This is a genomic window from Massilia arenae (assembly GCF_008014745.1).
Lineage (GTDB): Bacteria > Pseudomonadota > Gammaproteobacteria > Burkholderiales > Burkholderiaceae_D > Telluria > Telluria arenae.
Window position 1 is genome coordinate 20,124 of sequence record NZ_VPFD01000034.1, and the last position, 23,618, is coordinate 43,741.

The window sequence follows — 23,618 nt, forward strand, 5'->3', positions numbered from 1 at the left end:
CAGAAAGGAGCTTCACCATGCCGTCCCTCTCGCTTCCCACGATCCGCTGTCGAACCCAATCCAATCTGCACGACCATCCGCTGCAATCGCTGGCGCTCTCGCTGCTGCGCGGCGTTGCCGCGCTCGAGGTCGCGGCCGGCCACCTGCGCTCCGAGATCTATCCCGGCCTGCGCTCGCTGCAAGACCCGACGCTGGCCTACCAGGTGTTCGCCTTCGTGACCGGTTTCGCCCACCAGGCGGTGGTGGTGTTCTTCCTGATCAGCGGCTGGCTGGTCGGCGGCAGCCTGTTGAACCGCCTGCACCAGCCGCGCGCCCTCGCCAATTACGCAATCGACCGCGTCACCCGGCTGTGGACCGTCCTGCTGCCGACCCTGGTGCTGATCCTGCTGGTCGGTCTTGTCATCGGCGTGGCCCAGCCCGGGGCGGTCGACCTGTCGCCGTCCAATCACTACTCGGCCGCGAGCTTCGTCGGCAACCTGCTCGGCCTGCAGACCTTCCTCGTCCCGAATTTTGGCGGCAACTACGCCTTGTGGAGCCTGACCTACGAGACCTGGTACTACGTGCAGTTCCCGCTGCTGGCCCTGGTATTGTTCGGCCATGGCCGCTTCAAGCGCCTCGCCTGCGCGGCCGCCTTCGTGCTGCTGGTGATCGTGCTGCCCAAGATGATCTCGATGTACTTCATGCTGTGGCTGCTCGGGGCGGCATTCTCGCGCATCGAGCTGCATTGCGGAAACGGCTTGCGCCTGGTCCTAGGCCTGTTGACGATGGGCTTGTTCAGCTATTACCGGCTGACCGGCAGCAATAACGAACTGGTGCCGGAATCCTTCGTGCAAGACATGGTCTGCAGCGTCCCCCTGTTGCTGTTACTGTCCTCGCTGCATCAGCCGGTCGATCCCTTCGCCCCACGCTTCCTGCGCATCAACCGTATCGCCACCTTCTTCTCGGAGTTCTCGTTCACCTTGTACGTCACTCACCTGCCACTGATCTTCCTGGCGATCCACATCGGCGGCAAGACCTTCGGACGCGAACAGCTCGATCCCTTCGTGACGCCGGACTACCTTTGGTACGGCGCGCTACTGCTTTGCCTGGTCGGCTTCGCCTATGTGTTCTACCTGGCGTTCGAGCGCAATACCTTCCGCATCCGCCGGGCGATGAAGGACTGGCTGCTCGCGCCACGCAGCAACCGTCCCACCGTGTCGGTCCTGTCGCCTGATTGAGTCGGAGGATGCCGGTCGGCGGGTGCGCAGGCCGGTGCACTCGCTGGCCGGGGTATTCACCGCCGGCGTCATCGCTGCCCGGCATGCCGTGTGATGGAATGAACGCTTCGCCTTTGCTGCAGTTGGTCAGGTGCTGTGGCAGGCCCTGCGGCGGGGCCTGAACGCAGACACAGACACAGACACCGACACATACGCAAGCACAAGCACAAGCACAAGCACCGGCGCAGGCAAATCATGGCGGCCGGGACGCCGGCCACCGGTCCCTCAGGCCGCGTACCCCAGCTGCGCCGTCCCGTACTGCGAGCGGTGTTCGCCCAGACGCAGCGCCATGTCGTTGAACAGCACCCCGCGCGGCGAGATGCCGGCGTGATTGAGGCGCTTGATCGACTCGTTGATGTGGTTCTCGGTCGTCACGCCCGATCGGGCCACGATGAACACGGCGCCGGCATGGGCGCCGATGATGAGCGCATCGGCCACCGCCAGCAATGGTGGCGGGTCGAGCAGTACCAGGTCGTAGCGTCCACTGACCAGCTCGAGCAGATTACCGAGGTTCAGCTGCAGCAGGAATTCTGAGCGGTTGTTCGGCAACTCTCCGGTCGGAATAAAATCCAGGTTATCCAACACGCTCCGGTGGATGACCTCGTCGACCGGCATGGCGCCCGCCATGGCCCGCGACAGGCCGCGCGAGCGATCGACGCCGAAGTAACGGTGCAGGTGCCCGTTGCGCAGGTCGGCGTCGATCAGCAGTACGCGCATGCCGCTGGCCGCCATCACCGCCGCGAAATTGGCGGTCACGAAGGATTTTCCCAGCCCGCGCGTGGGTCCGGCGATCATGACCACATTGTTCTTGAAGTGCGGCATGGAAAAGCGCAGCGCGGCGCGGAAGCTGCGCAGGCTTTCGACGGCGGGGTCCTCTGGCAGGATCTGGGCCAGCAGCGGCAATCCGCCGTCCGGCTTGACCTTGCGCATGAGCTTGTCCTCGTTGCCGCTATGCGGAATGGAGGCATACACCACCCGCGCCCGCAATAGCCGCTCGATCTTGGCCGGATCGTCGATCCCACCGCGCATGGTCTTGCGGGTAAAGGCGAGCAAGGTGCCGAGGAATAGCCCGGTGACGACCGCCAGCGCCACGATCAGCGGCCGGTTCGGCTTGATCGGCCGCTCGGGCTCGATCGGCGCATCGACCAGGCGCACATTGCTGACCCGGCCAACCGAGATCAGGCGCAGCTGCTGGGCCGTGTTCGACAAGGCCGTATAGAGGTCGGTATTGACCTTGATGTCGCGGGTCAGGCGCGCCTCGTCCTGTTCCATCACCGGCAAGGTGCGGATGCGGGCCGCGATCGCCTCGATCTCGGCGTCGACCTCGCGCCGCTGGCGATTGACGGCGGCGACCACTGGATGGTCTTCGGTGAAGCGGGCCAGCAATTCGGTCTTTTTCTGCATCAATTCCATGCGGCGCGCGCGCGCGGACGCCGCCTGCGCCAGGCTCATGCGCGCCTCCTCGCGCAGATCGACCGTGCCATGGGCATTGCGGAACTGGTTATAGCGGTCTTCGGACTGCTCCAGCTGGCGCTTCAGGATCGGCAATTGCTGGTTCAGGAAAGCCAGCGACTTCTCGGCTTCCTCGGTCTTGCGCGCCAGGTTCTGGCGCATGTATTCACGGCCGATCTCGCTCAGCAGGCTGTTGATGCGGTCGGCGTCCTGGCCCTGCATCTTGACCTCGATCACACCCGACTGCTTGCCCTGCTCCGTGATGACCATGGAGCGCTGGATGCCCTGGATCGTGCCCAGACGCGACTTGCGCTTGATCTTGAAGCGGGCGCCAGGATTGGCGACTAGGCGGTCGACCTTGATCTCGACCAGTCCGTCCGGTGTCTGCACCCGGTAACGCTGGCCGACGCTGGCATCGAAGGCGATGCGCTGGCCACCGCCGGAAAAGCGATAGCGGTTATTGGCGCGCGTGGTTATCACGAATTCGCGGTTGAGCCAGTTGTCGGGGACTTCGAACACCGATACCGCCGCGCGCTCGCCGCCCCATACGAAGCCGCCATAGCCGAACAGCCCGGGCTTGGACAGCGCGCCGCCGTTCTGGTTGGCGAACCACGAGCCCAGCACCGGGAAGTATTTCGGCTGCACCTCGACGTACAGCTGGAGGTTGTCGACCGCGCGCGAGACCACCATGCGCGAGCGCAGCAACTCCATCTCGGCGATCGCCGCCTTCTTGGTCTCGAACAGCGACGAGGCCTCGCTCAGGATGTTCTTCGAGGCGTTCGGACTTTCTTCCTCGACGTGGATCATGAGGTTCGCTTCGTAGACCGGGTTGGCCACCAGCGCATACAGGACGGCGACGATCGTGATGATCGCCGTGATGCTGCCGATCAGCCAGCGGCTGTCGTACAGGGTGTTGAGATAGCCCTTCAGGTCGACCGTGGATTCTTCGGGCAAGGGTTCGGGCGGGCGTGGGTCGAACGGCACCGACAGCACCGGCGGGCTGTGCGAGACTTGTTTGAGCGAATGCGCCTCGTGCGGGCTGGTCATGGCGGTACTCCTCGGGACAGCATCGGCAGTTGCTCAGGGACGATTCGTGACGCCAACGGCATTCGTCAGCGCGCCCGGGAACAGCAGGCTCAGGTGGCGGTTCCAGTTCGCCAGCGGCGAGGCCGCGACGTACACGACGTCCTTGGGCCGCAGCTCGAAGGTCTCTGCCATCGCCAGCGCGCCGGAGTCGCGCGCGTCGAGCCGGAACACGCGGGTGCGGTCCGGCGCCTTGCGCACCACGTACACCTGGCGCGCGTCGCCGCTCAGGGGACTGATGCCGCCCGTCTCGCCCAAGGCTTCGTTGAGCGTGAGCCGGCCGTTGTGCATGGTGAGTGCCTTCGGCGAGATCACCTCGCCCGAGACGAACACCTTGCTCTCGTCGCGCGAATGCACGCGCACGACGTCGCCATGCGCCAGCAGGATGGTGCCCGGATTGACGCCCTTCTGCACCAGCTCGCGCAGATTGACGTGGTAGCGCTCGTCACCGCGTTCGATCACGATGCGGCTCTGGTCGGCGCCCGGCTGCATGCCGCCGGCGCGGTTCAGCGCCTCGACCAGCGTCATCGGGATGTCGTCGATCGCCTGCAGGCCGGGCGTGCGCACCTCGCCATCGACGTAGACGCGGCGGCTGCGGTAGGCCTGCACGCGCAAGGTAACGTTCGGGTTGGCGATGTAGCGGGCGAGCTTGCCGGTGAGCAGGGCGCGCGCTTCTTCCTCGGTCTTGCCGTCGAGGCTGAGCAGGCCGATCAGGGGGAACTGGATACGGCCCTGGTGGTCGACCGCGAAACCCGGCGGCGTGGCGTTCGGCTGGACGACGCCGCTGTCGGCGGCCGATGTCGCCATGGTCATGCCGCCGGCGGCCAGCTCCGGATGGTCCCAGACCACGATCGACAGGATGTCGCCGCGCCCGATCGTGTACGGCGGCGGCGGGGACACGAACAGGGGCGACAGGTCTTGCCGGGCGACGCTGGCCTGCGCCGCGCGCTCTGTCTCGATCAGGGTTTCGGTAATCAGCTCGGTGGTGGGCGCCGAGGCAGCGCCGGGACCGTCCGAACGCGCCGCTTCGCGAAAGCCGATGCCGGTCGCGCAGGCCGACAGGGCGAGGCACAGCGCGAGCGTCAGGGCGATGGTGAACGACGACACCGGCGCGCGAAGCGACAGCGACCGACACGGCGAAGCCCACGGCAAATCCCTTATTGCAACTGAACGAAACCAAGCCATGATTGTTGCCTATCAAAAATAGTCGCAGTAGATGAACGATTCAGTTCAGGGTACGGCGTCCATCGGGCTTGGCTTTGCAGCGCATCAAATGGCGAACGGCGGCGTCAGGTCCTCAGCGCATCTCTTCGATCAGCTTGAGTCCATCGGCGAAGCGCCAGATGCGGCGGATCTCGATGATGTCGAATTGTGCGGCGACATTCGGCGGAAACGCGGAATAGCGGGCGTTCAGGCGCACGAAGCGGCGCACCGCGTCGTCCATGTCGGCCCGCCCGCTCGAGCGGATGATGGTGACGTCCTCGATGCTGCCGTCGCTGCGCAGCGACACGCTGACCAGGGGATCGATGCGCACGTCCTGCAGCGACAGGCGCGCGCCGCCCAGCACCGCGTTGCGCTCCAGCTTCTGGCGCACGCTGTCGACATACAGGCGCAGCGGCGCGTCGCGCTCGCCGCCGTCGGCCAGCACCCGGCGCCCGCCCATGGCCCGCTCGGCCGGCGTGGCGGGTGCATTCATATTGGGGATGGTCACGCCGCGCAGCATCTCGCGCGCGCGGTTGCCGGGCAAGCCGGCCAGCGACCCGGCGCCGGGCTGGCTACCGCCGCCGCTGCCGGCGCCCCGCCCCGCACCCTGGCCCGGACCGACGGGCATGGAATCCATCGCCGCCGCGCCGGGGCCGGGCGCCTGTGCCTGCATCCGCTGCGCCGCGGCCTGGCGCGCGGCTTCTTCCGCCTGCTGGCGCGCCAGGCGTTCGGCCTCGGCGCGGGCCTGCTGTTCCGCCTGCTGTTGCGCCTGTCGTCTCGCCTGCTCGTCCGCCTGCTGCTGCGCCAGTTGTTGTCGCGCGAGTTCCTCAATGCGCTGGCGCTCGGCCGCCTCCTGCGCGAGGCGCTGCGCTTCGAGGCGTTGCCGTTCGGCGCGCTCTTGCTCCCGCATTTGCTCCTGGATCTGCGCCTGGCGCAGTGCTTGCTCGGCCTGCTCGCGCGCGGCCTGTTCCTGGACCTGCAGCCGCTCGGCTTCGCGCAGCTGCGCGATCCGGGCCTCGTCTTCGGCTACGAGGCGTTCCTGCTCACGCCTTTCCCGTTCCAGCCGCTCCTGTTCGACGCGCTCCTGCGCCATGCGCTCGGCGGCCTCACGCTCCGCCTGGGCCAGCCGTTCCAGCTCCTGTTCCGCCGCCAATACGCGCTGGCGCTCTTCCTCGGCCTTCTGGGCGACAAGGTCTGGACCGGTGTCCGCAATCTCGGCCGGTTCCGCCGGCGCTTCGTCCACGACCACGTCGGCCAGCGCCGGTGCCTCCTGCACCGCTTCAGGGACAACGTCCGGCAAGGGCACGGGGACGGTGAATTCCGATTCGGGATCTGGCGCGGCGACGATGACGGGAGGCGGCACCTCGCGCAGCCTGCGCTTCGGCGCGGGTGGCTTGGGCCGCTTCGGCCGCTTGGCCTGGGCCGGTGGACGCGCCTCGGCCTGGACGATTGGCGGCGGCGGGTCGACGAGGCGCAGGCCACGCGCCGGCGCAGGTGCCGGCGGCGGCGCAGGCGTCGTGGGCGGCGCCGGCGTGTCCGGCAATAGAGGAATCGGAGCGGTCGCCGGCGGCGCTTCCGGAGGAGGCGCCAGGGTGACGTTGATCGGCCCCCCGCCACCGAGATCGAGGCCGGGCACACCGAACTGCAACGACAGCAACAAGCCGTGCAACAAGACCGAAATGGCAATGCCCACGCTCAGGCGGCGATCGCTGCGTGCCTGGTCGTATCCGCGCCTGCCAGCAGTCGCTTTGCTCATGTCATCGCTTGCGCAGTATTGTCAAGCTGGCATCTTAGCGTTTACTCAGCAGTAAGGCGAGGCGCGCACGATTCAAATCCGTCCGAGGGCGCAAAAGTTGGTGCCCGACGCATCGCCCTGGCGGCGGTTTTCACTTGCTCGAGGTGCCCGGCATGGCGTCGACCACAGCCATCAACCTGGTTTGGGCGTCGGCCCAGGCCGTGCCGGCAAGTTGCCCGGTGCAGGTCGGGCAGGCCTGCATCGGGTTGCAGTTGTGTGCCAGTTCGATATAGTGCAGGCCGACCACGGTCTTGCCCTGGTAGCTGTCGACCCGGCCCGGCTTCGCGGACGGCGCCTCGGCACCGGGCGCACCGTCGATCCACTTGGCGAACGGTTCAGTGGCGACGCCGTCCGGCACGTACCAGCGTTTGCGGGTCGGGTTCCAGCGGGCGCCGAGCGCCTTGGCGGCGTCCTTCTCGGCGTAAGGGACGGTGAGGAAAACCATGGACGTAGATGCTCCGGTATCGATATCAATGCAGAGCGCTATTCTACAGGGGCCGGCCCCGGTTCATTCCCCGTTCTTGCGCCTGGCCCACGCCGCGTCGCTCTCGCGCTGCTCGCGGCGGTCCTTGCGCCAGGTGTATACCAGGTTGACGAGCGCTCCCAGCAGGCCGGTGAGGATGCCGACCAGGATGCCGAGGTCGGACAGCGTCAGCGAGGTCGCCAGGTCGGCGCCGGCAAGGCGCAGGTATGTGTCAATGATCATTGTGTCTCCCCTGCTTCGCCCTGAGTCGGCGCAAGGACAGCCGTACCGTCCCCCTGACCCAGCTCAATGCGGTTGATGAAAGTATAGGAAAACTATACCACATCAGTAAATAAAAACTATACTCTTATGTATAGTTTTCCTATACCATGCCCACATGGATCTTCAAACGACGATTGCAGGCTGGGTCAGGGAAGCGCGCACCGCCGCCGGGCTGTCCGGCACGGCGCTGGGTGCCCGGCTGGCGCTCGAGCTCGGCACCGAGCGCGGCAACACCAAGGCCAATATCTCGCACTGGGAAAACGAAAAGCACAGCCCGAACCTGAAGCAGCTGCTCGCCATTTCGCGCGTCACCGGCCGCAGCCTGCCGCCCGACATCCTGGCGTCGATGTCGGGCGCGCCGGCAAACGACGCGCCCCCTGGCGGCGTGACGAACGCCCTGCGGGTGGTGGCGGCCGAAGGCGACGACGATGGTTTCGTGCAGATCCCGATGGTCAAGCTGCGGCTGTCGGCCGGCATCACCGGCTACCAGACCGAGCCGGAAAAGCGCGACGGCGGCACGCTCGGCATGCGCCGCACCTGGCTCGAGCGCAACCAATACAGTCCGTCGCACCTGATCGCCATCTACGTCAAGGGAGAGAGCATGGAGCCCTCGCTGTACGCGGGCGACATCGTGGTCATCAACACGCTCGACACCAAGCCCGTCGACGGCGCCGTGTACGCCTTCAACTACGAGGGCGAGGCCGTGGTCAAGCGCCTGGCGCGCGACGCCGGCCAGTGGTGGCTGACCTCGGACAACGTCGACGGGCGCAAATACCACCGCAAGCTGTGCCAGGGCGGCGAGTGCATCGTCATCGGGCGCGTGGTGCGCAAGGAAAGCGACCGCATTTGACACTGACCGGCGGCATCGTCACCGTGCGCGGCATCCGGATGGCGCTCGTCTTCGCCGATCCCGACTACCTGCGGGCCGGCGTCGGCGACGCCCTGCTGGCGCGGCTCGGTCCCTGGTTCCCGCGCCTGCCGGTCATGCTGGCGGCGCCGCGCGCGCATCCGACGCTGGCCTACGCGCAGTTCGATACGCGCGCGCTGCTGCCGGAACTCGACCTTGCCGGCATGGTCGAACGAGAGATCGATCTCGACGGCCCGCCACCCGACGACACCGCGCCGCCGTTCTAGGGCGGCGCCTGCCCGAAGGCCTTGTGGGCGCGCTCCAGGATGCGCTGCAATGCCGGGTGGTGCACGCGCCGCTCGACCGTCACGGCATAGATCTGCTCGACGATCGAATCGATCACGCCCACCTGCTCCAGTCCATACTGCACGCACAGCGACTCCGCCAGCACGGTCGGCGCCACCATGAAACCGGCGCCTGCGCCGGCGAAGGAACCGAGCAAGGCGCCGTCGTCGAATTCGCCCACTACGATCGGACGCAGTCCATGCGCTTCGAGCCAGGCCTTGAGCTGGCTGTGCAGGGCCGCGTCCTCGCCCGGCATCAGGAAGGGCGCGCCCTTCAGGCGTTGCGGGAATGGCCCGTCCCACCGCCGGCAGACATCGCGATGGGCGACCACGGTCACCGTGCTCGATCCCAACAGGTGACTGTGGCCGCGCACCGCGCCGCCGGGCGGCAGGCCCTGGTCCGAGATCAGCAGGTCGAGCCGGTGCGCGCTCAGGTCGTCCATCAGGTCGGCGAAGCGCCCTTCCCTGCACACCAGGTGCATGGCCAGGCCGGCGTCGCGCGCCGGCTGCAGCAGGCGGAAGGCCATCGTCTTGGCGATCACGTCGCACAGGCCGACCCGCAGGGTTTCGGTCTCCGTGAACACGCCGCGCCGCACTGCCTGCTCCAGCTCGTTACCCAGGCTGAAGATCTGGTCGGCATAGCGCAGCACCGTCTTGCCGGCTTCGGTCAAGGCCAGCCCGCGTCCCTTCTTGCGCAGCAATTCCTCGCCAAGCTGGTCTTCCAGCACCTGCAACTGCGTGCTGATCGCCTGCGGCGACACATGCAGCTGTTCCGCGGCGCGCGCCACGCTGCCCACCGTCGCGACCGCATGAAAGTATTGGAGGTGCTTGTAATTGATCATGCAATACCACCAAAATATGGGATGATTTCGAAAGATTATTCGATTTTACTTTCGAATAGGCGCGCCGTATATTGATGACTCCCAGTTCTTGAAGAAGCGAGGAATGCAATGAGAAGTTATCCCACCAACAGCCCGAAAGCCATGTGCCGCCTGCTGGCGCTGGCCATGATCGTCGACGGCCGCATCGCGCCGCAGGAGCTCAAGAGCCTGCACCGCAGCGGCGTGCTCGAGGCGCTGCGGGTGAGCGAAGACACCTTCGACGACACCGCGGGCGAACTGACCCAGGACTTGCTGGCGACCAGCGCCGACCGCGCGGCCGGCATGGTCGAGATCGCGCCCGAGACGATCGACCGCCTGCTGGGCGAGGTGCAGGACGAGCTGCTGCGCGCCACTGTCCTCAAGGGGATGCTCGAGATCGTACGCGCCGACAGCGTGATCGACCACCGCGAGCGCAGGCTGCTGCGCCGCGCGATGCATGCATGGGCCGGCTCGGGCGTCGAGGCCGGCAGCATGCATTGATGAGACGGGGCGGCGTCCTCGCATGCATACTTTGAAAGACATGCTTGCAATTCGGGCGCCACCGTTACAAAGCGACACCAATTCAACATATTGCTGGAATAACCCAGCCATACAATGAAGACCTCACATTGCGCGAGGTCCATCATGTCGAACTACTCCCCACAGGATTCCCGGTACAAGCTGACGCCGTCCGAGATGGACTGGGCCTGGCGGCTCGACCTGCGGCCGGTACACGATCCGGAACTCGGCCAGTACTACGGCCGCACCGCCCAGTTCGGCACCCACGACCCGTACGCCAGCCAGGACGACATCTTCGTCTTCCACGCCACCAGGGGCATGGCCTACACGGTCCAGAGCGGCAGTTACTTCGATCCCGTCGACCTGCGCATCTACGACGACGATGGCCGGGAAATCGCCAGCGACGATGGCAGCGGCGCCTATGGCTACGATTACGCCGCCTTCGTCGCTCCCTATACGGGCTGGTACTACATCGACGCATCGTGGAGCCAGGGCTACTACGATACCTATGCCAGCGTGAACGTCTACGAAGACCGGGTGCCGGTCTACCTGCCGACCAACACCATCGTCGGCACCGGCGGCCACGACATGCTGTATGGCACGCGCTCGGACGACTTCGTGGACGGCGGCGCCGGCATCGACACCTTCTGGCTGGAAGGCGATCGTGACGAATATGCGGTCAGCGTGAAAAATGGGACGATCACGCTCACCGACCTGCTGGGCCTGGACGGCATCGACACCCTGCGCAACGTCGAGCGGCTGTCCTTCGAGGGCGGCGATGTCATCTCCTACGAGACCACGGGCTTTCCGGCCGAGGCCTATCGCCTGTACCAGGCGGCCTTCGACCGCACGCCGGACAAGGTTGGCCTGGGATACTGGATGGGCAAGATGGGTGACGGGGCAAGCCTGCACGCGGTGGCGGACGCTTTCGTCCACTCGGCCGAGTTCGGCGAACTGGTCGGTCCTAAAGCCAGCAATGCCGACATCGTCACCCTCCTCTATGCGAACGTGCTCGACCGTGCACCGGACGCGACAGGGTTTGCCTACTGGATGGATGCGTTGGACAGCAAGGAGATGACGGTGGCCGACGTGCTCGTCGGCTTCAGTGAAAGCCAGGAGAACCAGGCCAAGGTGATCGGGTCGCTGCAGGCGGGGTACGAGTTCATCGTGACCTGATCAGCAAGCAGGTCGAACAGCCGATCGAATGGCACAGTGTGGCCCGCCCTGAGGGAATCGAACCCCCGACCCACGGCTTAGAAGGCCGTTGCTCTATCCGACTGAGCTAAGGGCGGTCCTGGAAGAGGCGCTACTATAAACCGCCAGCATTAATACTTGCAATATGGCAGTGCAAGCCTGGCTGGCGTAGCGATGCTGAAAACAAAACAGGCCGATCAAAACAAAACAGGCCGTCCTGGGACGGCCTGTCTCGATGAATCTTTTGGTCGGAGTACAAGGATTCGAACCTTGGACCCCCTGGTCCCAAACCAGGTGCGCTACCGGGCTGCGCTACACTCCGCCGTGAGAAACATTATAAGCGATGGCGACGCGAAATGCCAGCCCCTACCTGCATCCGACCAGGCTGGCCTTTCAATCACGCCGCCAGCTTGTCCGCGATGCGGCGCGCCATGCTCTCGGCAAGCTGCGCCTCTTTCGCTTCTACCATCACGCGAATCAGCGGTTCGGTGCCGGATGCACGGATCAGCACGCGGCCGTTGTCGCCCAGCTCGCGCTCGACCGCTTCCTTCTCGGCCACCAGCGCCTGGTCGCTGGTCCAGTCGAAGCCTGGCGTGACTTTCTTGTTGATCAGGGTCTGCGGGAACAGTTGCAGCTCGCTGCAGCATTCCGCCAGCGACTTATTGCCGCGCACCAGGGCCGACAGCACTTGCAGCGCCGACACGATGCCGTCGCCGGTGCTGTGCTTGTCCAGCGCCAGCAGGTGGCCCGAGCCTTCGCCGCCGAACAGCCAGCCGCGCTCTTTCATGACTTCGAGCACGTAGCGGTCGCCGACCTTGGCGCGCGCGAAGCCGATGCCCATCTGCTTGAAGGCGACTTCGAGCGCCATATTCGTCATCAGGGTGCCGACGGCGCCCGCCACCGGGCCGGTGCTCATGCGGTCGCGCACCATCACGTACAGCAGCTCGTCGCCGTTGTAGACGCGGCCGTTGGCGTCGACCATGATCAGGCGGTCGGCGTCGCCGTCCAGCGCGATGCCGAGGTCGGCCTTGTTGGCCACCACGGCTTCGGACAGCGCCTTCGGCGCGGTGGCGCCGAAACCGGCGTTGATATTGAAGCCGTCCGGCTGGGCGCCGATCGAAATCACTTCGGCGCCGAGCTCATGGAACACGTGCGGCGCGATGTTGTACGCCGCGCCATGGGCGCTGTCGACGACGATCTTCAGGCCGCGCAGGTCGAGTTCGTTCGGGAAGGTGCTCTTGCAGAATTCGATGTAGCGGCCCTGGGCGTCGCGCAGGCGGGTCGCGCGGCCGAGCTTATCGGAGGCGACACAGCCCATCGGCTGGTCGATCGCTTCCTCGATCTCGAGCTCGACGGCGTCCGGCAGCTTGGTGCCGTGTTCCGAGAAGAACTTGATACCGTTGTCCTGGAAGGGATTGTGCGAGGCCGAGATCACGACGCCGGCCTGCAGGCGCAGCGCGCGGGTCAGGTAGGCGATGGCCGGGGTCGGCATCGGGCCGGCCAGCATCGAATCGACGCCGGCGGCGGACAGGCCGGCTTCCAGCGCCGCCTCGAGCATATAGCCCGAAATGCGGGTGTCCTTGCCGATCAGGACGACCGGACGGCCGCTGCTCGACTTGCGGCCCTTGGCCAGGACGGTGCCGGCGGCGTAGCCGAGACGCATCACGAATTCAGGAGTAATTGGCGCAACGCCCACCGTGCCACGAATGCCATCGGTGCCGAAATATTTCCGTGCCATCTAGTTCTCTTTTCTCTTATTGAAACGATTTTTACAGGACCGAGGGGGAATGCATCGCCGCATGCCACACCTTCAGGGCATCGACAGTCTCCGCCACATCATGCACACGCACGATTCTAGCGCCATGCGCTACCGCAGCCAATGCCGCGCCGATGCTGCCGGCCACCCGCTGTTCGACCGGACGCCCGGTGACGGCGCCGATCATGGATTTGCGCGACATACCGGCCAGCACCGGCAGGCCGAGTTCCTCGCGCATGCGCGGCAAGCCGCGCAGCAAGGCATAGTTGTGCTCGACCGTCTTGCCGAAGCCGAAGCCGGGATCGACGCAGATACGCTCGCGCTCGATGCCGGCCGCTGTCATCGCATCCACCCGTTCGCGCAGGAAGGCGATCACCTCCCCCACCACATCGTCGTAACGCGGCGCCTGCTGCATGGTGTCGGGCGTGGCCTGCATGTGCATCACGCACAGGCCGCAATCGCTGTCCAGTACCGCGTCGATCGCGCCTGGCGCACGGAAACCGTTGATGTCGTTGATCATGTCGGCGCCGGCGATCAGCGCTTCACGCATGAGCTCGGGCTTGCAGGTGTCGACCGACAGCGCGACGTCGAGCGTGCGCAGCGCATACAGGGTCGGCATCACGCGCCGCAGTTCTTCGTCGAGCGGCACGCTGGGTGAGCCGGGGCGGGTCGATTCACCGCCGATGTCGATCATCGTGGCGCCATCCATGATCATGGTCTCGGCATGGGTCAGCGCGAATTCCAGTCCCTGGTAGCGGCCGCCGTCGGAGAACGAGTCGGGGGTAATGTTGAGGATGCCCATCACCACTGGATAGGCAGATTCGGCCCCCTCCAGCGCGAAGCTGAAGTGGCCGCATTGCAGTTTTTTGGTCATGGCGGAAAAAACAAAAAAGGCACCCTGACGGGTGCCTTTGAGGGGAGAGACAGCGTCAGGCCGGTGCGGTGGCATTCGGCGCCACACCGCCCGAGCCACTGTCGCCTGGCGGCGTGCGCTTGGTCAGCACGGTCTTCGGCTGGCGCGGCTCGCGGCCGGCCATGATGTCGTTGATCTGCTCGGAATCGATGGTTTCCCAGTCGAGCAGCGCCTTGGTCATCATCTCGACCTTGTCGCGGTTCTCTTCCAGCAGACGCCGTGCCAGCGCGTACTGCGTGTCGAGGATGGCGCGGATCTCGGCGTCGACCTTTTGCTGCGTCGCTTCCGAAATGGTCTTGGTGGCGCCGCCGAAGAAGCCTTCGTTCTCGCTGTCTTCGTAGACCATCACGCCCATGCTGTCGGACATGCCGAAGCGGGTCACCATCGAGCGCGCCAGCTTGGTGGCACGCGAGAAGTCGTTCGAGGCGCCGGTCGACATTTGGCCGACAAAGATCTCTTCAGCAATACGGCCGCCGAACAGGATCGAGATTTCCTCGAGCATCTTGTCTTTGTAGCCGGACAGCGCGTCATGCTCCGGCAGCTGCCAGGTCAGGCCCAGCGCATAACCGCGCGGCATGATCGTGACCTTGTGCACCGGATCGGCCTTCGGCAGCAGCTTGGCGACCACCGCGTGGCCCGACTCGTGGTAAGCCGTGTTGCGGCGTTCCTCTTCGCGCATGACCATCGACTTGCGCTCTGGACCCATAAAGATCTTGTCCTTGGCGTCTTCGAAGTCGATCATCTCGACCAGGCGCTTGCTGCGGCGTGCGGCGAACAGCGCGGCTTCGTTGACCAGGTTGGCCAGGTCGGCGCCCGAGAAGCCCGGGGTGCCGCGCGCCAGGATGTCGGCCTTGACGTCGGTGCCGATCGGCACTTTACGCATGTGCACGTTGAGGATCTGTTCGCGGCCGCGGATGTCCGGCAGGCCCACCATTACCTGGCGGTCGAAACGACCCGGACGCAGCAGCGCTTTATCCAGCACGTCGGCGCGGTTGGTGGCGGCGATCACGATCACGCCCGATTGCGCCTCAAAGCCGTCCATCTCCACCAGCAACTGGTTGAGGGTCTGTTCGCGTTCGTCATTGCCGCCGCCCATGCCGGCGCCGCGGTGACGGCCGACCGCGTCGATCTCGTCGATGAAGATGATGCAAGGCGAATGCTTCTTGGCGTTCTCGAACATGTCGCGAACACGCGACGCACCGACGCCGACGAACATCTCGACGAAGTCGGAACCCGAGATGGAGAAGAACGGCACCTTGGCTTCGCCGGCGATGGCGCGCGCCAGCAGGGTTTTACCGGTACCTGGAGGACCGACCATCAGCACGCCGCGTGGAATGCGGCCGCCCAGTTTCTGGAACTTGGTCGGATCCTTGAGGAAGTCGACGATTTCCGAGACTTCTTCTTTCGCTTCGTCGCAACCGGCGACGTCGGCGAAGGTGACGGTGTTATTGGTTTCGTCGAGCATGCGCGCCTTCGACTTGCCGAAGGAGAAAGCGCCGCCCTTGCCGCCACCCTGCATCTGGCGCATGAAGAACACCCAGACGCCGATCAGGAGCAGCATCGGGAACCACGAAATGAAGACCTGCTGCAGGAACGATGGCTCCTCCGGCGGCTTCACGTCGAAGCGCACGCCGTTTTCGCGCAGGTCGCCGATCAGGCCGCGGTCCAGGATGGTCGCGGTCGCGCGCACCTTGGAATCGTCGCTGCGGGTGGCGGTGATATTCGAGCCTTCGATCGTCACATCCTTGATGCGACGTTGTTTGATCTCATCGAGCAGCTCGGAATAAGCAATGGTCTTGCTGCCGCCGGCGACGCTATGGGTGTCGAACTGCTTGAACAGCATGAACAACAGCAGCGCGACGACCACCCAGATGGCGGATTTGGAAAACATATTATTCACGAGCACTCCTCCGATGCAATTGCATCTCTACCGATTTCAGTATTCTGATTTTACCCGCAATAAGCCGACACCGCCACGCGGTGCAGGCAATAGTGCCAAAATACTATGTTTTTACGTCCCAATGGCCGCTGGCCGCCCGATAAGGAGGCGCAAGCAGCGGGATCACGCGGCAGATGTATGGCCGCGCGCCGGGATTTCAAGGGGCAATTCTATGCCCGGATGCAGGTTTACGCCGATGGGTGCTTCAGGCCGCGCCCCAGCAGGAAAATCTCGGATGATTTGTCGCGACTCGCTTTGGGCTTGACCTGTTTCACCACCTTGAATTCGGTCCGGAATTTCTCCAAGATTTGCGTAAAACCCATGTCTTTAAAGCACTTTACTAGCAATGCCCCTTCGGGTTTCAGGTGGGCCTGCGAAAATTCGATCGCCAGATCGATTAAATGTTCCATGCGCGCCGCATCGGCATGACTGATGCCGGACAAATTGGGGGCCATATCCGACAGGACCACATCGACCCGGCGGCCGGACAGGACAGTATCCAGCTGGGACAGCACTTCTTCTTCGCGGAAGTCGCCCTGGATATATTGAACGTCCGCGATAGGCTCCATCGGCAGGATGTCCAGGCCGATGATCGAGCCATTGATCCCGCCGCCGTCCTTGCCCGCCAGCTTGCGCCGGGTGTACTGGGCCCAGCTGCCGGGGGTGCAACCGAGGTCGACCACGGTGTGACCGGACTTGATGAGCTTTTCAGCCTCGTCGATCTCCTTGAGTTTGTAGGCCGCACGTGCCCGATAACCCTCTTTCTGTGCAAGTTTGACGTAGGGATCGTTAATATGGTCGTGTAACCAGTTTTTGTTTAATTTGTTCTTGGCCATTCGCGTAGAATACTGCTTTTATAGGTACATCAAAAAATATTGTTATGATCAAACTCACACCGGCCGAGCGCAGCGCCCTGCGCGCAGAAGCACACGGGCTCAATCCAGTCGTCATGATCGGCGAAGCCGGCCTTACCGAATCCGTCGTCAAGGAAATCTCGGCCAGCCTCGATGCGCACGGCCTGATCAAGGTGCGCGTGTTCGGCGACGACCGCGAAGCGCGCGTCGCCATGTACGACCAGATCGCCACCGATCTCGACACCGCCCAGGTCCAGCACATCGGCAAGCTGCTGGTCCTCTACCGTCCAAAGAAAGAGGCGGTCAAGGAGCGCAGCGGCAAATCGGGCCCGGGCATGCGCGAAGTCACCATCGTCAAGGCCAGCGCCAGCGGCACCAAGAAGCCAAGCGTCACCAAGGTCATGCTGAAGGGGAACGAACGCGTCACCGCCGGCGGCAACATCAAGCGCGCCAAGCCGCGTCAGACCAGCTCGAAAAAGAATTCGCTGAACAAGTAAGACTCGCTCACCAGCTCAGCCAGCACGTCATCCCCGCGCAGGCGGGGATCCAAGTACGCAAGCAAGCCGCTTAAGAAACATTCGGTGGCTGCTTAAAAGACTTGGATCCCCGCCTCCGCGGGGATGACGTTTTTGGGCTATCGAAAAATGCTCAGCGCAGCCGAACAATCAGCCACGCGCCAAGCAAGCTCTGCACGAGATAGAACAGCTGCGACACCCCATGCATCACGGCGAACTGCGTCCAGTACGGCGACGCCCTCACCCCGCCCGGCCCGGCCAGCTCACGCAATTGCGCCATGGCCGGCTGCAGCCCGACGAAAATCACCAGCGTACACGCCAGCATCGCCAGCACCAGCAGGTTCAGGAATTTGCGGCGCGGCGGCGCCAGGTCGGTCGACACTCGCAGCAAGACCAGCAGCACGACGGCGCAGGCGATCGACAACCATGCCTGGCGCGTGAGCAGCACCGCGACCAGGTCGCCCGCCTGCACGCTGTCCAGGACGGCGAACGCCGCCGGCGCCGCGATATAGCCGAGCGCCCACAGGACGCCCGCCCACAGCGCGGCCACCAGCAGCCGCGCCGCCGGCAAGCGCCCTGCCTTCACACCGCTGGCCGCCGCCGCGCCCATCAGACGTAGCGGACTTCGAGGATTTCGTATTCGCGCGGACCCGACGGGGCCTGCACTTCAACCACGTCTTCGGCAAACTTGCCGATCAGCGCGCGCGCGATCGGCGAGGTCACCGAGACCTTGTTCAGCTTCAGGTCGGCTTCATCCATGCCGACGATCTGGTAGGTGACTTTCTGGCCCGATTCCAGGTCCTCGAGGTCGACGGTGGCGCCGAACACGACGCGGCCTTCGGCGTCGAGCGTCGATGGATCGATGACCTGGGCGGTGGAGAGCTTGCCCTCCAGCTCGGCGATGCGGCCTTCGACGAAGGCCTGGCGCTCCTTGGCGGCGTCGTACTCGGCGTTTTCGGACAGGTCGCCATGCGAACGCGCCTCGGCGATCGCGTCGATCACGATGCGGCGCTCCTTGGTCTTGAGCTGGTGCAGCTCTTCTTTCAGGAGTTCTGCGCCGAATTTGGTCAGTGGTGTGTTCATGGTTCTCTGCTGTTTGTGTTGTACGGGACACCCGTAGCGTCTCAAAGCGAAAACCACAGAGGCGCGCGGCGCCAAGGCCGCGCGAGCTCTGTGGTTCACTTGTGTACTAAGCTGTCCTACGGGTACTGCGTGTGCTTAGTGTAAGGTTTTATGCAGGCCTTGTAAATCGTACACGCGCAGTTCGTCGATGTGACGCATGCCCTCGATCGCCGCTTCGGCGCCGAAGATCGTGGTATAGGTCACCACGTGCGCCGCCAGCGCCGAGGTACGGATCGCGCGCGAATCGTTGATCGCGCTGCGCTTTTCCTCGACCGTGTTCACGACCATCACGATCTCGCGGTTCTTGATCATGTCGACCACATGCGGACGGCCTTCCAGCACCTTGTTCACCGAACGCACCGGAATGCCGGCGGCAGCGATCACGGCCGCGGTACCCTTGGTCGCCACCAGGTCGAAGCCCAGCGCCACCAGGTCGCGCGCCACGGCCACGGTGCGCGGCTTGTCGGACGACTTCACCGACAGGAACACCGTGCCCGACTTCGGCAGCTTGATGCCGGCCGCCAGCTGCGACTTGACGAAGGCTTCACCGAAGGTGGTGCCCACGCCCATGACTTCGCCGGTCGATTTCATCTCTGGTCCCAGGATGGTATCGACGCCAGGGAATTTCACGAACGGGAACACGACTTCCTTGACGCTGTAGAACGGCGGGATCACCTCTTTGGTGATGCCCTGCTGCGCCAGGGTCTGGCCGACCATGCAGCGCGCGGCGATCTTGGCCAGCTGCAGGCCGGTCGCCTTCGAAACGAACGGCACGGTACGCGAGGCGCGTGGGTTCACTTCCAGCACATAGACGGTATCGACGGTCTGGCCGTTCTCTTCCGACTGCTTGATCGCGAACTGGACGTTCATCAGGCCGACCACGTTCAGGGCCTTGGCCATCAGCGAGGTCTGGCGCTTCAGTTCATCGATGGTGCTTTGGGACAGCGAGTACGGCGGCAGCGAGCAGGCCGAGTCACCCGAGTGCACGCCGGCCTGTTCGATGTGTTCCATCACGCCGCCGATGAAAGTGGCTTCGCCGTCCGAGATGCAGTCGACGTCGACTTCGATCGCGTCGTTCAGGAAGCGATCCAGCAGCACTGGCGAATCGTGAGAGACCTTGACCGCTTCGCGCATATAGCGCTCCAGGTCGCGCTGCTCGTGGACGATTTCCATCGCGCGGCCGCCCAGCACGTAGGAAGGACGCACCACCAGCGGGTAGCCGATCTCTTCGGCCAGCGCCAGGGCGTCGGCTTCGGTGCGCGCGGTGCGGTTCGGCGGCTGGCGCAGATCCAGCTTCTGCAGCAGCTGCTGGAAACGCTCGCGGTCTTCGGCGGCGTCGATCATGTCCGGAGAGGTGCCGATGATCGGCACGCCGTTCGCTTCCAGGTCCAGCGCCAGCTTCAATGGAGTCTGGCCGCCGTACTGCACGATCACGCCGACCGGTTTTTCCAGCTCCACGATCTCGAGCACGTCTTCCAGGGTCAGCGATTCGAAGTACAGGCGGTCCGAGGTATCGTAGTCGGTCGACACGGTCTCTGGATTGCAGTTGACCATGATGGTCTCGTAGCCGTCTTCGCGCATGGCGAGGGCCGCGTGCACGCAGCAGTAGTCGAACTCGATGCCCTGGCCGATACGGTTCGGGCCACCGCCCAGCACCATGATCTTCTTCTTGTCGGTCGGGTTCGATTCGCACTCTTCGTCATAGGTCGAGTACATGTACGCGGTGTCGGTCGCGAACTCGGCGGCGCAGGTGTCGACGCGCTTGTACACGGGACGGATGTTCAGCTCGTGGCGGCGGGCGCGCACGGCCATCGGCTCGACCTTCAGCAGGAAGGCCAGGCGGCGGTCGGCGAAACCTTTTTGCTTGAGCTTGTACAGCAGCGGCTTGTCCAGCGACTCCAGGGTCTGGGTCTCGAGCCACAGCTCGATGTCCACGATCTCCTTGATCTGCACCAGGAACCACGGATCGATCTTGGTCAGGTTGTGCACTTCTTCCAGGGTGAAGCCCTGGGCGAAAGCGTCGCCCACATACCAGATGCGGTCCGGGCCAGGTTCGCCCAGCTCTTCTTCGATCTTTTCGCGGTCGCGGGTCTTTTCGTTCAGGCCGTCGACGCCGACTTCCAGGCCGCGCAGGGCTTTCTGGAACGATTCCTGGAAGGTGCGGCCCATCGCCATGACTTCACCGACCGATTTCATCTGCGTGGTCAGGTGCTTGTCGGCGGTCGGGAATTTCTCGAACGTGAAGCGCGGGATCTTGGTGACGACGTAGTCGATCGACGGCTCGAACGAAGCCGGGGTCGCGCCGCCGGTGATCTCGTTGCGCAGCTCATCCAGCGTGAAACCGACGGCCAGCTTCGCTGCGACCTTGGCGATCGGGAAGCCGGTGGCCTTCGAGGCCAGCGCCGACGAACGCGACACGCGCGGGTTCATCTCGATGACGATCATGCGGCCGTCTTTCGGGTTGATCGAGAACTGCACGTTCGAACCGCCGGTGTCGACGCCGATCTCGCGCAGCACGTCGATCGACGCGTTACGCATGATCTGGTATTCCTTGTCGGTCAGGGTCTGCGCCGGCGCCACGGTGATCGAGTCGCCGGTGTGCACGCCCATCGGATCCAGGTTCTCGATCGAGCAGATGATGATGCAGTTGTCGTTCTTGTCGCGAACGACTTCCATCTCATACTCTTTCCAGCCGAGCAGCGACTCTTCGATCAGCAGCTCATTGGTCGGCGATGCTTCCAGGCCGCGCTTGCAGATCGCTTCGAATTCTTCTTCGTTGTAGGCGATGCCGCCGCCGCTGCCGCCCATCGTGAACGAAGGACGGATGATGGTCGGGAAGCCCAGCTCGCGCTGCACGGTCCAGGCTTCGTCCATCGAGTGGGCCACGCCCGAACGCGCCGAACCCAGGCCGATCTTGGTCATCGCGTCCTTGAACTTCGAACGGTCTTCGGCTTTGTCGATGGCTTCCGGGGTCGCGCCGATCAGCTCGACCTTGTATTTATCGAGCACGCCGTGGCGGTGCAGGTCGAGCGCGCAGTTCAGCGCGGTCTGGCCGCCCATGGTCGGCAGGATCGCGTCAGGACGCTCTTTCTCGATGATGCGCTCGACGACCTTCCAGGTGATCGGCTCGATATAGGTCACGTCCGCCGTTTCCGGGTCGGTCATGATGGTCGCCGGGTTCGAATTGACCAGGATGACCTTGTAGCCTTCTTCGCGCAAGGCCTTGCAGGCCTGGGCGCCGGAGTAGTCGAATTCGACTGCCTGGCCGATCACGATCGGACCGGCGCCGATGATCAGGATGCTTTTGATATCACTACGTTTTGGCATATTATTTTTTCTCCGCTGCTTGCATCAGGCCGATGAAGCGGTCAAACAGGTAGGCGACGTCGGTCGGACCGGGCGAGGCTTCCGGGTGACCCTGGAAGCAGAACGCCGGCTTGTCCGTGCGGGCGAAGCCCTGCAGCGAGCCGTCGAACAGCGAGACGTGGGTCACGCGGCAGTTGGCCGGCAGCGTTTCCGGGTCGACCGCGAAGCCGTGGTTCTGCGAGGTGATCAAGACCTTCTTGCTGTCCAGGTCCTGCACCGGGTGGTTGGCGCCATGGTGGCCGAACTTCATCTTCATGGTCTTGGCGCCGGATGCCAGCGCCATGATCTGGTGACCGAGGCAGATGCCGAAGGTCGGGATGCCTTTTTCGATCAGCTCGCGCGAGGCCGCAATGGCGTAGTCGCATGGCTCCGGATCGCCCGGGCCGTTGGCCAGGAAGATACCGTCCGGATTGAGCGCCAGCGCGTCGGCGGCGGTCGATTGCGCCGGCAGCACGGTCACCTTGCAGCCGCGTTCGGCCAGCATGCGCAGGATGTTGCGCTTGACGCCGTAGTCGAAGGCGACCACGTGGTATTTGGGGTTGGTCTGCTTGCCGAAGCCTTGACCCAGTTTCCACTCGGTTTCGGTGAACTCGTACGGCTCAGTGACGGACACGACCTTGGCCAGGTCCATGCCGGCCAGGCCTGGGAACGAGCGCGCCAGTTCCAGCGCCTGGGCTGGCGACGGCTCGGCGCCTTGGGCGGCGGTCAGGATCGCGCCGGCCTGGGCGCCTTTTTCGCGCAGGATGCGGGTCAGCTTGCGGGTATCGATGCCGGCGATGGCAACCACGTTCTCTTGCTTGAGATAGTCGCCCAGCGATTGGGTCGAACGGAAGTTCGAGGCCAGCAGCGGCAGGTCACGGATGATCAGGCCGGCGGCGTGCACCTTGCTCGCTTCGACGTCGGCGCTGTTCACGCCGTAGTTGCCGATGTGCGGATAGGTCAGGGTAACGATCTGGCGCGAATAGCTCGGATCGGTCAGGATTTCCTGGTAGCCGGTGATCGCGGTGTTGAACACCACTTCGCCGGTCGTATGACCGACGGCACCAATGGAATATCCTTTGAAGATGGTCCCGTCAGCAAGTGCCAGGATGGCTGGAACGGAGGGGCCAGAAAAAAATGGCGGCAAGGGCAACTCCCGAAAAAGTTGCCGTAGCTTCGCCACGTCAGACCGACATCCAACTGTCCTGGACGCAGTGAAGCCGCCCGGTGTTGGAGGTCATGTTGAATGAGGGATGGTGGGTATGCGCTACGGCTAAGTTTGAATTAGATAAACTTCCGAATTATAGCGCGAACTCTGATGTTCGGCAATGCGGCGCTGCCACATACCCGATACCAAATTTACGGAAGATGACACGCCCTGCCATCTTCCCTGCCCTGCTGAAACTTATGTTGCGGGTGCAATATGGCGCCCGCAACTCGTCCTTAGATGGCGCTCAGGCAGCGCTCAGTGCAGCAATACCTGCCCGCGCGATCTGCACATCCTGTTCCGACTTGACGCCCGAAACGCCGACGGCGCCGATCACATGGCCGTCGACGATCACCGGCACGCCGCCTTCAAGCATGCCTTCCAGCTTCGGCGCACTCAGGAAGGACATGCGGCCGCCATTGATCACGTCTTCGTAGAGCTTCGATTCGCGGCGGCCGAGGGCGGCGGTATTGGCCTTGGCGGGCGCGATATACGACGAGACCGGCGGCGCGCCGTCCAGGCGCTGCTGCCACAGCAGGTGGCCGCCGTCGTCGACGATGGCGATCGAGACGTTCCAGCCGTTTTGTACGGCCTCGGCTTCGGCGGCGGCGCCGATCTTCTTCACGTCCGCCAGGGTCAGGTAGGGTTTGGTGTTCACGGTATGGCCTT

Annotated in this window: 21 protein-coding genes and 2 tRNA genes; 6 read left to right on the top strand and 17 right to left on the bottom strand. The window is 64.3% G+C overall.

From position 1 onward, the window contains the following. Window positions 1–17: 17 nt before the first annotated feature. Window positions 18–1,217, top strand: a complete 1,200-nt coding sequence (locus FVD38_RS23410) for an acyltransferase family protein (protein ID WP_187271688.1) — start codon at window positions 18–20, stop codon at window positions 1,215–1,217. A gap of 264 nt (window positions 1,218–1,481) precedes the next feature. Here FVD38_RS23410 and FVD38_RS23415 read toward each other — a convergent pair whose 3' ends face one another. The 5 genes from FVD38_RS23415 to FVD38_RS23435 all read right to left on the bottom strand — a co-directional run bounded on the left by FVD38_RS23415 (window position 1,482) and on the right by FVD38_RS23435 (window position 7,495). After that, a complete protein-coding gene (locus tag FVD38_RS23415) occupies window positions 1,482–3,755 on the bottom strand; it encodes a polysaccharide biosynthesis tyrosine autokinase (RefSeq protein WP_147937016.1) in 2,274 nt (757 codons plus the stop codon). 33 nt (window positions 3,756–3,788) lie between these two features. Continuing rightward, complete coding sequence (locus tag FVD38_RS23420; protein ID WP_229493948.1) at window positions 3,789–4,898, bottom strand: polysaccharide biosynthesis/export family protein; 1,110 nt, start codon at window positions 4,896–4,898, stop codon at window positions 3,789–3,791. Window positions 4,899–5,088: 190 nt separating this feature from the next. Further along, window positions 5,089–6,750 (bottom strand): energy transducer TonB, encoded by a 1,662-nt coding sequence (locus tag FVD38_RS23425; RefSeq protein WP_147937018.1) that lies wholly within the window; start codon window positions 6,748–6,750, stop codon window positions 5,089–5,091. A gap of 130 nt (window positions 6,751–6,880) precedes the next feature. Continuing rightward, entirely contained in the window at window positions 6,881–7,234 is a 354-nt protein-coding gene (locus tag FVD38_RS23430) for a DUF5710 domain-containing protein (RefSeq protein ID WP_147937019.1), read from the bottom strand. A 63-nt stretch (window positions 7,235–7,297) separates the two neighbouring features. Next, window positions 7,298–7,495, bottom strand: a complete 198-nt coding sequence (locus FVD38_RS23435) for a phage holin family protein (RefSeq protein WP_147937020.1) — start codon at window positions 7,493–7,495, stop codon at window positions 7,298–7,300. 154 nt (window positions 7,496–7,649) lie between these two features. Between FVD38_RS23435 and FVD38_RS23440 the strand changes: the two genes are divergently transcribed. Both FVD38_RS23440 and FVD38_RS23445 read left to right on the top strand, forming a co-directional pair. Continuing rightward, window positions 7,650–8,384, top strand: a complete 735-nt coding sequence (locus FVD38_RS23440) for an XRE family transcriptional regulator (RefSeq protein ID WP_229493950.1) — start codon at window positions 7,650–7,652, stop codon at window positions 8,382–8,384. After that, a complete protein-coding gene (locus FVD38_RS23445; protein ID WP_147937021.1) occupies window positions 8,381–8,668 on the top strand; it encodes a GNAT family protein in 288 nt (95 codons plus the stop codon). Before FVD38_RS23440 ends, FVD38_RS23445 begins: the two co-directional genes overlap by 4 nt. On the opposite strand, the gene FVD38_RS23450 is transcribed toward FVD38_RS23445, so the two are convergent. After that, window positions 8,665–9,567: a LysR family transcriptional regulator gene (locus FVD38_RS23450; RefSeq protein WP_147937022.1), complete on the bottom strand. Its 903-nt coding sequence runs from the start codon at window positions 9,565–9,567 to the stop codon at window positions 8,665–8,667. The genes FVD38_RS23445 and FVD38_RS23450 overlap by 4 nt on opposite strands. A gap of 108 nt (window positions 9,568–9,675) precedes the next feature. Between FVD38_RS23450 and FVD38_RS23455 the strand changes: the two genes are divergently transcribed. Further along, a complete protein-coding gene (locus FVD38_RS23455) occupies window positions 9,676–10,086 on the top strand; it encodes a tellurite resistance TerB family protein (RefSeq protein ID WP_147937023.1) in 411 nt (136 codons plus the stop codon). Window positions 10,087–10,230: 144 nt separating this feature from the next. Then, window positions 10,231–11,280: a DUF4214 domain-containing protein gene (locus tag FVD38_RS23460; RefSeq protein WP_187271689.1), complete on the top strand. Its 1,050-nt coding sequence runs from the start codon at window positions 10,231–10,233 to the stop codon at window positions 11,278–11,280. 39 nt (window positions 11,281–11,319) lie between these two features. On the opposite strand, the gene FVD38_RS23465 is transcribed toward FVD38_RS23460, so the two are convergent. The 6 genes from FVD38_RS23465 to FVD38_RS23490 all read right to left on the bottom strand — a co-directional run bounded on the left by FVD38_RS23465 (window position 11,320) and on the right by FVD38_RS23490 (window position 16,742). After that, a tRNA-Arg gene (locus FVD38_RS23465) sits at window positions 11,320–11,396 on the bottom strand. 147 nt (window positions 11,397–11,543) lie between these two features. Next, window positions 11,544–11,620, bottom strand: a tRNA-Pro gene (locus tag FVD38_RS23470). 75 nt (window positions 11,621–11,695) lie between these two features. Then, window positions 11,696–13,036, bottom strand: a complete 1,341-nt coding sequence (gene glmM, locus FVD38_RS23475; RefSeq protein ID WP_123067607.1) for a phosphoglucosamine mutase — start codon at window positions 13,034–13,036, stop codon at window positions 11,696–11,698. A 31-nt stretch (window positions 13,037–13,067) separates the two neighbouring features. Beyond that, complete coding sequence (gene folP / locus FVD38_RS23480; RefSeq protein ID WP_147937025.1) at window positions 13,068–13,928, bottom strand: dihydropteroate synthase; 861 nt, start codon at window positions 13,926–13,928, stop codon at window positions 13,068–13,070. A 55-nt stretch (window positions 13,929–13,983) separates the two neighbouring features. Continuing rightward, complete coding sequence (ftsH, locus tag FVD38_RS23485) at window positions 13,984–15,867, bottom strand: ATP-dependent zinc metalloprotease FtsH (protein WP_147937026.1); 1,884 nt, start codon at window positions 15,865–15,867, stop codon at window positions 13,984–13,986. A 227-nt stretch (window positions 15,868–16,094) separates the two neighbouring features. Continuing rightward, window positions 16,095–16,742 (bottom strand): RlmE family RNA methyltransferase, encoded by a 648-nt coding sequence (locus tag FVD38_RS23490; protein ID WP_147937027.1) that lies wholly within the window; start codon window positions 16,740–16,742, stop codon window positions 16,095–16,097. 44 nt (window positions 16,743–16,786) lie between these two features. On the opposite strand from FVD38_RS23490, the gene yhbY reads away from it, so the two are divergent. Beyond that, window positions 16,787–17,257 carry a ribosome assembly RNA-binding protein YhbY gene (gene yhbY / locus FVD38_RS23495; protein WP_123072170.1) on the top strand — a complete coding sequence of 157 codons (471 nt, stop codon included), beginning with the start codon at window positions 16,787–16,789 and terminating at the stop codon, window positions 17,255–17,257. A gap of 151 nt (window positions 17,258–17,408) precedes the next feature. On the opposite strand, the gene FVD38_RS23500 is transcribed toward yhbY, so the two are convergent. The 5 genes from FVD38_RS23500 to FVD38_RS23520 all read right to left on the bottom strand — a co-directional run bounded on the left by FVD38_RS23500 (window position 17,409) and on the right by FVD38_RS23520 (window position 23,607). Beyond that, window positions 17,409–17,861, bottom strand: a complete 453-nt coding sequence (locus tag FVD38_RS23500; protein ID WP_308617205.1) for a DUF4149 domain-containing protein — start codon at window positions 17,859–17,861, stop codon at window positions 17,409–17,411. 23 nt (window positions 17,862–17,884) lie between these two features. After that, window positions 17,885–18,358: a transcription elongation factor GreA gene (gene greA, locus FVD38_RS23505; protein ID WP_123072171.1), complete on the bottom strand. Its 474-nt coding sequence runs from the start codon at window positions 18,356–18,358 to the stop codon at window positions 17,885–17,887. A gap of 135 nt (window positions 18,359–18,493) precedes the next feature. After that, on the bottom strand, window positions 18,494–21,724 hold the full coding sequence (gene carB, locus FVD38_RS23510; protein WP_147937029.1) for a carbamoyl-phosphate synthase large subunit: 3,231 nt from the start codon (window positions 21,722–21,724) through the stop codon (window positions 18,494–18,496). A 1-nt stretch (window position 21,725) separates the two neighbouring features. Further along, on the bottom strand, window positions 21,726–22,889 hold the full coding sequence (carA, locus tag FVD38_RS23515; RefSeq protein ID WP_147937030.1) for a glutamine-hydrolyzing carbamoyl-phosphate synthase small subunit: 1,164 nt from the start codon (window positions 22,887–22,889) through the stop codon (window positions 21,726–21,728). A 307-nt stretch (window positions 22,890–23,196) separates the two neighbouring features. Next, on the bottom strand, window positions 23,197–23,607 hold the full coding sequence (locus FVD38_RS23520) for a GlcG/HbpS family heme-binding protein (RefSeq protein ID WP_147937031.1): 411 nt from the start codon (window positions 23,605–23,607) through the stop codon (window positions 23,197–23,199). Between the last annotated feature and the right edge of the window lie 11 nt (window positions 23,608–23,618).